A 12,081-nucleotide genomic window follows, 5' to 3' on the forward strand; every position below is an offset into this window, starting at 1 on the left:
ATCAGGGCAGTTCACGGTCAATGAGCGCGAACATCTCGTCGTCCGAAGCGGAATCGAGGGCGTCGAAGTCCGTCGCGCCGGGCGCCCCGGTCGATCCGCCGTTCACCTTCGCCAGCAGTCCACTCAGCCGCCTGGCGATCCTGTGCCGTCCCTCGTCGTCCGTGTCGAGGGAGTCCAGGGTGTGGTCCAGCCTGGCCAGCTCGCCCAGAACGGGGTCCACGCCGTCCCGGCCCGCGGTGGTCGCGTCGTCGGGTGCGAGCCGTTCCAGCAGGTAATCGGCGAGCACCGCGGCCTCGGGGTAGTCGAAGACCATCGCGGCGGGCAGCCGCAGCCCGGTGGCGGCGGCGAGCCGGTTGCGCAGTTCCACAGCGGTCAGCGAATCGAAGCCGAGTTCCTTGAAGCTGGTCTCGGCCTGCACCGCGTCCACGTCGGTGTGTCCCAGCACGGTGGCCGCGTGGCCGCGGACCAGGCCCAGCACCAGCCGGTGGCGCTCGGTCGCCGACAGCCCGGCCAGCCTGCCGGCCCAGTCGACGGGCTGTTCCGCGTCGGCGGCAGCCGCCGTACGCCGTCCCGCGCCACCGCCGCCGCTGCTGGTGGCGAGTGCGCGCAGGGTGGCGGGCAGGCGCTCGGCGGGCAGGGCGGCCAGGGTGCGGGGGTTCACGTCGGCAGCCACCAGCAGGTCGCCGCCGTGCTGGACCGCGGCGTCGAGCAGGGCCAGGCCCTGCCGGGTGCCGAGGGCGCCCACGCCCGTACGGGCCATCCGGGCGAGGTCGGCCTCGGCCAGGTGGCCGGTCATCCCGCTGGCGTCGGCCCACAGCCCCCAGGCCACCGACACTCCCGGCAGCCCTTCGGCCCGGCGGCGGGCGGCCAAGGCGTCGCAAAAGGCGTTCGCGGCGGCGTAGTTGGCCTGCCCGGGGCTGCCCAGCACCCCGGCCGCGGAGGAGAACATCACGAACATGCCGAGCCGCAGATCCGTCGTGGCCGCGTGCAGATGGGCCGCGGCCGTGGCCTTGGCGTCCCACACTCGCGCCACTCGCTCCGGGGTCTGGGAGGTGAGCACCGCGTCGTCCAGCACACCCGTGGCGTGGATGACGCCGGTCAGGGGATGCTCCGGATCGACCCCCGCCACCAGCTCCGCCACCGCGGCCGCATCCGTGACGTCCACCGCGACCACGCGCACGTGGGCGCCCAGTTCACGGAGGCGGCCGGCCAGTTCGGTGGCGCCCGGTGCGTCCGGGCCGCGCCTGCTCGCCAGCACCAGGTGGCGGACCCGCCAGGTGCGTACGAGGTGTTCGGCGACGACGCCGCCCAGGGTGCCGGTGCCGCCCGTGATGAGCACTGTGCCGTCCGGGTCCACGGCGGCGGGCACGTCCAGGACCAGCTTGCCGGTGTGGCGGGCCTGGCTGAGCTGCCGCAGCGCTTCCCGCGCCCGGCTCAGCGGCCAGGCCCGTACCGGTGCGGGCCGCAACGCTCCGGCGGTGAACAGCTCCCGTAGCGTGCGCAGCATCTCGCCGACGCGGTCCGGTCCGGCGTCGGGCACCAGGTCGAAGGCCCGGTAGCGGACACCGGGGTGGGTGGCGGCGATGTGCTGCGGGTCGCGGATGTCGGTCTTGCCCATTTCGGAGAGCCGCCCGCCGTCGGCCAGCAGGCGCAGCGAGGCGTCGACGAAGGGGCCGGCGAGGCTGTTCAGCACCACGTCCACGCCGCGGCCGCCGGTGGCGTCCCGTAGTTCGGTCTCGAAGTCGAGGGTGCGTGACGAGGCCCGGTGTGCCGGGTCGACGCCCATCTCCTCCAGCACCGCGTGCTTGCCGGGGCTCGCCGTGGCGTACACCTCGGCGCCAAGGTGGCGGGCGATCTGGACGGCGGCCGTGCCGACGCCGCCGGTCGCGGCGTGGATGAGCACCGACTCCCCGCGCCGCAGTCCGGCCAGGTCCACCAGCCCGTACCAGGCGGTGAGGAACACCACCGGTACGGCGGCGGCCTGCTGGAAGGTCCAGCCGTCCGGGATCGGCACCACCATCCGCGCGTCCGCCACCGCCAGGGGGCCGAAGGCGCCTTCGAACAGGCCCATCACCCGGTCGCCCACGCCGAGCCCGGTCACTCCGGCGCCGATATCCGTGACGACGCCCGCGCCCTCGCTGCCCCGGAACACGCCACCACCCGGGTACATCCCCACCGCGATCAGGGCGTCGCGGAAGTTGACTCCTGCCGCGTGGACCGCGATACGGACCTCACCGGGGGCCAGTGGTTCGAGCGCCTCGGGGCAGGGCACCGGGGTCACGTTCTCGATGGTCGCGGCGCCTTCCACCGCGAGTCGCCAGGCCGGTTGCGCCACGGGGGCCACCAGACCGCCGCTTCCGGCGGCCCCGGCGCGCGTCAGCCGCGGCGCCCACACCCGGCCCGCGCGTACTGCCACCTGCGGTTCGGCCATCCCCATCGCGCACAGCACACCGTCCAGGACACCTGCGCCCGGCGCGTCATCCGCGCGGTCATGGCGGTCGAGATCGAGCAGAACGAACCGGTCGGGGTTCTCCGCCTGCGCGCTGCGCAGCAGCCCCCACACCGCCGCCCCTGCCGCGTCCACAGCATCGGCTCCGGGGCCGTCCCCGTCCGGTGCACCGGCCGCGACGGCGCCTCGCGTCACCACCACCAACCGGGCGTCGGCCAGCCGGGGTTCGGCCAGCCACTCCTGCAGCAGGCTCACCATGCGCTGGACGGCCGCCATGCCCTCGGCCGAGGTGGCGTCCGGGGCGGCCGGGACACCGGTCAGCACCACCGAGGGGAGGGGCCCGCCACCGTCGGCCGCCGCGAGCAGCGACGCCAGATCCGGGTGGCGTACGGCGCCCGCGGTGTCCCAGTCCACCGGGCCCAGCACCATCCAGTCGCCGCCGTCGGCCACCGGCTCCGGTGCCCCCGGCAGCGGGATCCAGTCCAGCGTGAACAGCCCGTCCGCGCCGCGTCGGCCCGGGGTGCGCAGCTGGTCCGTACGAGCGGGGCGCAGCACGAGCGAGTCGACCGTGAGGACGGGGTCGCCCAGGGCGTCGGCCACGGTCACCCGCAGCGCCCGCTCGCCGTCCGTTTTCCGCTCCTCCGGCGACAGCCGGACCCGCACCGTGGTCGCCCCGGCGGCCCACAGGGACACTCCGTTCCAGGTGAACGGCAGCCACATCCGGCGGTCGTCGTCCTGTCCGGGTGGCTGTCCGGTGAGCAGGGCCGCCGGGTGGAGTACGGCGTCCAGCAGCGCGGGGTGGATGCCGAAGCCGTCGCGGTCACCGGCGGCCTCGGGCAGCGCCACCTCGGCCAGCACGTCGGCGCCGTCGCGCCAGAGCTTGCGTACGCCCTGGAAGGCGGGCCCGTACGCGTATCCGTCGGCGGCGGCCCGGGCGTAGAAGCCGTCCACGTCCACCGGTTCCGCGCCCGGTGGCGGCCATGTCCCGAAGGACTCCGGGGCCGAGCGGCCGCGGGGCGGGGCGAGGATGCCGTCGGTGTGGCACCGCCATGTGCCGTCGCTGCCGGTGTCCGGGCGGGAGTGGACGCGCACCTCGCGGCGGCCGTCCTCGTCGGCCGCGCCCACCGCCACCTGGACGCGCAGCCCGCCGGTTTCGGGCAGGATCAGCGGGGTTTGCAGCGTCAGTTCGTCCACCACCGCGCATCCGGCCTCGTCGGCGGCCCGTAGCGCCCATTCGACCAGCGCGGCGCCCGGCACCAGGGGTGCCCCGGCCACCACGTGTTCGGTCAGCCAGCCGTGGCCGCCACCGGTGCCGATGCGGCCGGTGAGCAGATGACTGCCGCCGTCGGCGAGTTCGACGGCCGCTCCCAGCAGGGGGTGGTCGGCGGAGGTCAGTCCGAGGTCGGCGGGGTCGCCGCCGAGTCCGTCCGCCCCGTCCAGCCAGTAGCGGTCGCGCTGGAAGGCGTACGTCGGCAACGGGACGGTACGGGGCGTGGGGTCGGCCGGGAACAGGGTGGTCCAGTCCGTCTCGACCCCGGCGGTGAACGCCTGGGCCATCGAGCGCACCAGCTGGGCCAGATCGCCGTGGTCGCGCCGCAGGGTGGGTACCGCGATGGCCTCGCTGCCCGCTTCCTCGAAGGTTTCCTGCATGCCGACGGTGAGGACGGGGTGGGTGCTGACCTCGATGAACACGCGGTGGCCAGCGGCCAGGGCGGCCCGTACGGCGTCGGCGAACCGCACCTGTTCGCGCAGGTTGCGCACCCAGTACGCGGTGTCGAGTCCGGCGGGGTCGGCGGGCCCGGCGGTCACGGTGGAGTAGAAGACCGCGCCCGTCCCGGCCTGTCGTGTGGGGTGGACGCCTTCCAGCAGCCGGGTGAGTTCGTCGGTGATCTCGTCGACCTGCGGGCTGTGGGAGGCGTAGTCCACCTCGATCATCCGGGCTCGCTCGCCGGAGTCACGGCAGGCGGCCACGGCCGCGGCCACCTGCTCGGGTGGTCCGGACACCACCGTCGAGGCGGGTCCGTTGACGGCCGCCACCATTACCGCGGCGGCACGCTCGCCCAGGTCGGCGAGCAGCCGCTCGGCGCGTTCCCGGCCCACCCCGAGGGAGGCCATCGCCCCGCCGCCCGCGAGTCGCCGCAGGGCCCGGCTGCGCAGGGCCACGATGCGGGCTCCGTCGTCGAGGGAGAGCGCCCCGGCCACGCAGGCGGCGGCGATCTCGCCCTGACTGTGACCCACGACGGCGGCGGGCTTCACACCATGACCTGCCCATACGGCGGCCAGGGACACCATGACCGCCCACAGCACCGGCTGCACCACATCGACGCGGCTCAGATCGGCGACGCCTTCCGTGCCGCGCCCGCGCAGTACGTCGGTGAGGGACCAGTCGGTGTAAGGGCCCAGGGCCCGTTCACAGGCGGCCACTCGCTCCGCGAACACCGGGGAGGTGTCGAGGAGTTCGGCGCCCATCCCCTGCCACTGCGATCCCTGGCCGGGGAACACCAGCACCGGGCCGGCCGCGCGGGGGCCCGGCCCCGTACCGGACCGCACGACGCCCGGGTGGGTCTCGTCGGCCGCGAGCGCTTCCACGGCGGCCAGCAGTTCCGTCCGGTTTGCGCCGACGACCACGGCCCGGTGGTCGAAGAGGGCGCGGGTCCTGATGAGCGACCAGCCCACTTCGGCGGGCGTGGCCCCGGGGCTGGTGGCGAGGTGGGTGGCCAGGGCCCGGGCCTGCTGGCGCAGGGCTGTGGCGCCACGTGCGGACAGCACCCAGGGCACTACGCCCTGGTGGGCGGCTGGCTCCGCCGTGTCGGCCGGCTCCGGTGCCTGTTCGAGGATCACATGGGCGTTGGTGCCGCTGATGCCGAAGGAGGACACGGCGGCCCGGCGGGGCCGGTCGTCGTGTGGCCACTCCACCGCCTCGGTCAGCAGCCGTACGCCGTCCTCCCACTCCACATGCGGGCTCGGTGCGTCGATGTGCAGGGAGGCGGGCAGCAGTCCGTGCCGCATCGCCATCACCATTTTGATGACGCCCGCGGCCCCGGCGGCGGCCTGGGTGTGGCCGATGTTCGACTTGATGGAGCCGAGCCACAGTGGCCGCCCGTCGGCCCGTTCCTGTCCGTAGGTGGCGAGCAGCGCCTGCGCCTCGATCGGGTCGCCCAGCGTCGTACCGGTGCCGTGGGCCTCCACCGCGTCGATGTCCGCCGGAGTGAGGCGGGCGGTGGCGAGCGCCTGCCGGATCACCCGCTGCTGCGCGGGGCCGTTGGGGGCGGTCAGGCCGTTGGATGCGCCGTCCTGGTTGACGGCCGAGCCCCGGAGCAGGGCGAGCACCTGGTGGCCGTTGCGCCGGGCGTCCGACAGCCGTTCCAGGACGAGCAGCCCGATGCCCTCGCCCCAGCCCGTGCCGTCGGCCGCCGCCGCGAAGGGCTTGCAGCGGCCGTCCGTGGCCAGTCCGCGCTGCCGCGAGAACTCGACGAAGGTGTTCGGCGTGGCCATCACGGTCACGCCGCCCGCCAGGGCCAGCGCGCATTCGTCCTGGCGCAGCGCCTGGGCCGCCAGATGCATGGCCACCAGCGACGACGAACACGCCGTGTCCACCGTCACCGCGGGCCCCTCCAGGCCGAAGGTGAACGCGACCCGCCCCGAGGCGATGCTCGGGGTGCTGCCGGTCATCAGTCGGCCCTCGACGCCCTCCGGGGTGCGGCCCAGGAAGCGGCTGCCGTAGTCGTCGTACATGACGCCGGTGATCACAGCGGTCCGGCTGCCGCGCAGGGTCACCGGGTCGATGCCCGCGTTCTCGAAGGCCTGCCAGGCGGTCTCCAGCAGCAGCCGCTGCTGAGGGTCGGTGGCCAGCGCCTCGCGCGGGCTGATGCCGAAGAAGTCCGCGTCGAAGCGTGCGGCGTCGTACAGGAAACCGCCCTCGCGGGCGTAGCTGGTGCCGGGGTGGTCCGGGTCCGGGTCGAAGAGTCCGGCCAGGTCCCAGCCCCGGTCCGCGGGGAACTCGCCGATCGCGTCGATGCCCTCGGACACCAGCCGCCACAGCTCGTCCGGCGAGCCGACACCGCCCGGATAGCGGCAGGCCATGCCGACGATGGCGATGGGATCGCCGTCGGTGGCCACCGTCGCGGCCACGGGGGCGAGTGGTGCCCCGTCGTCGGCCCCGATCAGCTTTTCGCGCAGGAAGCCCACCAGGGCGTCGGGGGTCGGATAGTCGAAGATGACGGTGGCCGGGATCCGGGTCCCGGTGGCCGCGTTGAGCCGGTTGCGCAGGTCGAGGGCGGTCAGGGAGTCGAAGCCGAGTTCCTGGAAGGCCCGGCCCAGCTCGATGGCCTCCGGCGCCGGATGGGCGAGCACGGTGGCGACCTGGTCGCGGACCAGCTCGCCGAGGACACGGTCCTGTTCGGCGGCGGGCAGCCCGGCCAGCCGCTCGGCCCATGCCACCGGTCCAATGCCCTGGGCGGGCGGCCGGGCGGGGCTCGGCGCCAGGGTCCGCAGTACGGGCGGCAGTGGCCCGGTGGCGGCCCGGGCGCGCAGCGCGGCCAGATCGAACCGGGCCGGTACGAGGACGGGGTACGGGGTGGTCAGCGCGGTGTCCAGCAGCACCGGCACTTGGTCGTCCGCGATGGGGGCGACACCGGAGCGCGCCATCCTGGCCAGGTCGGTGTCGTCGAGGTCATGGGTCATGCCACCGGCCGAGGCCAGCAGACCCCAGGCCAGCGTGTGGGTCACCAGGCCCTCGGCGCGGCGGTGTTCGGCGAGGGCGTTGAGGAACATGTTGGCGGCCGCGTAGTTGGCTTGCCCTCCGTTGCCCATGATGGAGGCGGCGGAGGAGAACATCACGAACGCCGCCGGGGCCATCTCACGGGTCAGTCGGTGCAGATGCCATGCCGCGTCGAGCTTCGGGGCGAGTACGGCGTCGAAGCGTTCGGGGGTCAGCGAGGTGACCACCCCGTCGTTCAGCACTCCGGCGGTGTGGACGACGGCCGTCAGCGGATGAGCGGCGGGGATCGTGGCCAGCAGACCGGCCACCGCGTGCGGATCGGCGACGTCACAGGCGGCTACCCGCACGTCCGCGTCCAGTTCGGCCAGTTCGGCGGTGAACGTGTCGATGTCGTGTGCGGCCGGGCCGCGCCGGGAGACGAGCAGCAGACGCCGGGCGCCGTGCGCGGTGGCCAGATGCCGGGCGACCAGTCGGCCGAGGGCGCCGGTGCCGCCGGTGATCAGGACGGTTCCGTCCGGGTCGAGGGCGGGAAGCGGCGCGTCGTGGTCGGGGTGGACCCGCACCAGACGGGGGACGCGTACGGTCCCGGCCCGTACCGCCAGCTCGGATTCCCCGGCCGCCACGGCGGCCGGGAGGGCGGTGCGCAGGGCGTGGCGGGAGGCCGGGGCGTCGTCCAGGTCCAGCAGCAGGATACGCTCGGGGTGTTCGGCCTGTGCGGCGCGGACCAGGCCCCACAGGGGTGCGGTGGTCAGGTCGGCGGGTGGGTCCTCGGCGGTGGCGGCGATCGCGCCGTGGGTGGTGATCACCAGCCGGGCCGTGCCGAACCGCTCGCCGGTCAGCCACGCGCGCAGTGTGTCCAGCACCTGGTGGGCGGCCGCGCGCACCCGCGCGGGGGTCTGGTCGGGGTTGGACGACGCGGTGTCGCGGCCGGGGCACGTCAGGGTGACGAGGCTCGGGACGGGCAGTCCTGCGCCGATGGCGGCCTGCAGCGCGGCCAGGTCCGGGTAGGTGGGGACGGGTTCGCGGCCGTCGTCCACGTCCAGGGGGACGGGGCCGATGAAGGCCCAGCTCTCGGCCGGTGCCGGTTGGCCTGCGGGCAGCGGCTGGGGCTGGGGCTGGGGCTGCCAGTCGAGGCGGTACAGGGAGTCGTCGGTACGCGTGGAGCGCCAGCGGTCGGCGAGGATTTCGCGCAGCCCGAGGGTTTCGATGGTGGCGGCCACCGCGCCGTGGTCGTCGGTCAGGGTGAGCGCGACGGTGTCCGGGCCGGTCGGGGTGATGCGGACCCGTAGCCGGGTGGCGCCGGTGGCGAACAGCCGTACTCCGCTGAAGGAGAACGGCAGCCTGACGGTGCTCGGTGTACGCCCGGTGTTCGCGTTATCGGCGTTGAACAGCTCCTCCACCGGGTGCAGCGCGCTGTCGAGGAGGGCGGGGTGCAGGCCGAAGCCCTCGGCCTCGCCGCGCTGCTCGGTGGCCAGGCGCACCTCGGCGAGCAGGTCCTCGCCGTGCCGCCACGCGGCGTGCAGTCCGCGGAAGGCGGGGCCGTACGCGTACCCCTGCTCGGTGAGGCGCCGGTACAGGTCCGCCACGTCGACCGGGACGGCGTCGGCCGGTGGCCACGACGCCGGGGGTGCCTCCGTGGCGGGCGCTGCCGGGGCCGCGGGGGCGAGGAGCCCTACGGCGTGGCGGCGCCAGGTGTCCATGGATCCCGGGGCCTCGTCATCCTCGTCCGCGGGGCGGGAGGAGAGGCTGAGCGTCCGTCGGCCCGCTTCGTCGGGGGCGGCGACGGCCAGCTGTACGCACACCGCGCCGGATGCGGGCAGGAGCAGCGGGGTCTCGAGGGTGAGGTCGTCGACCAGGTCGCACCCGGTCCGCGCACCGGCGAGCAGGGCCAGCTCCAGGAGGGCCGCCCCAGGCAGCGGCACGCTGCCCGCGATGGTGTGGTCCGCCAGCCAGGGGTGGGTGTTCAGCGACAGCCGCCCGGTGAGGAGCAGTGCGCCGTCGGGTGTTTCCACGACGGCCTGGAGGAGGGGGTGGCCGGTGGCGCCGAGCCCGGCGGCTCGTACGTCGGCGGTGCCGTTCGGGACCGGTCGCCAGTAGCGTTCGCGCTGGAAGCGGTAGGTGGGCAGGTCGACCTGGCCCGCGCCGTCCGGGAGCGCGGCGGAGAAGTCGGCGGTGCCGCCGTCGATGTGGATGCGGGCCAGGGCGGAGAGCAGGGTGCGGGGCTCGTCGCGGCCGTGGCGCAGGGCGGCGGCGAACACCGGCGCCGTCCCCTCGGCCGTCCCCTCGGCCGCCCCCTCGGTGGCGAGGGCGTCCTCGGCCATGGTGGTGAGGACGGCGTCCGGGCCGAGTTCGAGGTAGCGCACCACGCCCTCGGCGCGCAGGGTTCGCAGCCCGTCGTGGAACCGTACGGGCTCGCGGACGTGGCGTACCCAGTACTCCGGGTCGCGCAGCTGGTCGGCGTCGGCCGGCTCACCCGTGAGGTTGGAGATCACCGGGATGTGCGGCGCGTGGTAGGTGAGGGTGCGGGCGACCTCGCGGAAGTCGTCCAGCATGGGCTGGAGGAGCGGCGAGTGGAAGGCATGGCTGACGCGCAGCCGCTTGGTGCGGTGGCCGCGCTCCTTGAGGGTGCGCACCACCTCCTCCACGGCGTCCGCGGCGCCGGACACCACGAGGGCGGTGGGGCCGTTGACTGCGGCCAGGGAGAGACGGTCCGCATGCCCGCTGAGCAGGGGGATGACCTGTTCCTCGGTGGCTTCGACAGCGGCCATGGCGCCACCGGCCGGGAGCGCCTGCATGAGGCGGCCCCGGGCGGCGACGAGCGTACAGGCGTCCGGCAGTGACAGAACGCCCGCCACATGTGCGGCGACGATTTCGCCGACGGAGTGGCCGGTCAGATATCCGGGGGTGAGCCCGAAGGACTCCACCAGCCGGAAGAGGGCGGTCTCCAGGGCGAAGAGGGCCGCCTGGGTCACTCCGGTGCGGTGCAGGGAGCGGGCCTCGTCGGTGTCCTCGGCGGCGTCCTCGGCGGCGAAGAGGATGTCGCGCAGCGAGCACCCCAGCAGCGGGTCCAGATGGGCGCAGGTCTCATCGAGGGCCGTGGCGAACACCTCGAAGGTCCGGTACAACTGTGCTCCCATGCCGGGTTGTTGGCTGCCCTGACCCGTGAACATGAACGCCGTGGCACCGGAGCGGGCCGCCCCGGCACGGGTCAGGTTCGGGTGATCCCGGCCGTCGGCCAGCGCGCGTACGGCCGTCAGCAGCTGGTCGCGGTCGTCACCGAGGACCACGGCCCGGTGTTCGAAGACGGTACGGGTCCTGGCGAGCGACCAGCCCACATCGGCCAGGGGCAGTCCCGGATGGGCGTCGGCATGGGCAGCCAGTGCCGCGGCCTGGTCGCGCAGCGCCAGGCCGGTACGGGCGGACAGCACCCAGGGCAGCGCGCGGCCGCCGGGCGGTGTGCTCTCGGTCGGCGTACGGCTTGGTGCGTCGGCCGGTGCGGATTCGAGGAGGAGGTGGGCGTTGGTTCCGGAGATCCCGAACGAGGACACCGCGGCCCGGCGCGGGCGTTCCCCCGATGGCCAGGGGACGGGTTCGGTGAGCAGGCGTACGGCGCCCGCGTCCCAGTTCACATGGGGGGTGGGCCGGTTGACGTTCAGGGTGGCGGGCAGCGTTTCGTACCGCATCGCCATGATCATCTTGATCACGCCCGCCACGCCCGCCGCGCCCTGGGTGTGGCCGATGTTCGACTTGACCGACCCCAGCCACAGGGGCTTGCCGTCGGGCCGGTCCTGGCCGTACGTGGTCAGCAGCGCATGCGCCTCGATGGGGTCGCCCAGCCGGGTGCCGGTGCCATGGGCCTCGACCACGTCCACCTCGGCCGGTGACAGCCGCGCGCTCGCCAACGCCTGGGTGATGACGCGCTGTTGGGAGGGGCCGTTGGGCGCGGTCAGGCCGTTCGAGGCGCCGTCCTGGTTGATGGCCGAACCCCTGATGACCGCCAGCACCCGATGGCCGTGGCGGCGGGCGTCGGACAGCCGCTCCAGCAGCACCAGACCGACGCCCTCGGCGAAGGCGGTGCCGTCCGCGTCCGCGGAGAACGCCTTGCACCGGCCGTCGGGCGCGAGGCCCCGCTGCCGGGAGAACTCGGTGAACACGTTCGGGATGGCCATCACCGTCACGCCACCGGCCAGGGCCAGCCCGCATTCGCCCTGCCGCAGCGCCTGACAGGCCAGATGCATGGCCACCAGCGAGGATGAACACGCCGTGTCCACCGTCACCGCGGGCCCTTCGAGTCCGAGCGTGTACGCCACCCGGCCCGACAGCACACTGGGGGCGTTGCCCGTCACCAGATAGCCCTCGGCGCTCCTGTCGATGTGCGGCGTGCCGAAACCGGGGAGGGCCGTCCCGGCGTAGACGCCCGTCGAGCTGCCCTTGAGCGTGACGGGGTCGATCCCGGCGCGCTCCAGCAGCTCCCAGGCCACCTCCAGCAGCAGCCGCTGCTGCGGGTCGACGGCCACGGCCTCGCGCGGGCTGATGCCGAAGAACTCGGGGTCGAACCGGTCGGCGTCGTACAGGAATCCGCCCTCACGGGCGTGGCTGGTGCCGGGGTGGTCGGGGTCCGGGTGGAACAGGCTCTCCAGGTCCCAGCCGCGATCCGTGGGGAACTCCCCCATCGCGTGGTCGCCGGAGGCGACGAGCCGCCACAGGTCCTCGGGGGTACGCACACCGCCCGGATACCGGCAGGCCATGCTCACCACGGCCACCGGCTCCTGGGAGCGGTCCTCCATGGCGCGGAGCCGCCGGCGTGTCTCGTGGAGATCGCCCGCCACTCGCCTCAGATAGTCGACCAGTTTCTCTTCATCAGCATGCGGCACAGAGGGTCACCCGGCCTTCCGCGAAAGGGCGCGCCACG

General features: G+C 74.3%; 1 protein-coding gene. It reads right to left on the bottom strand.

Features of this window, described 5'->3' with window-relative positions; all coding sequences use genetic code 11:
- Window position 1: 1 nt before the first annotated feature.
- On the bottom strand, window positions 2-12,043 hold the full coding sequence (locus ACFZCY_RS29580; RefSeq protein WP_391179842.1) for an SDR family NAD(P)-dependent oxidoreductase: 12,042 nt from the start codon (window positions 12,041-12,043) through the stop codon (window positions 2-4).
- Window positions 12,044-12,081: the final 38 nt, after the last annotated feature.

It is taken from the genome of Streptomyces sp. NPDC007983 (assembly GCF_042958345.1).
In the GTDB taxonomy this organism is placed as follows: domain Bacteria; phylum Actinomycetota; class Actinomycetes; order Streptomycetales; family Streptomycetaceae; genus Streptomyces.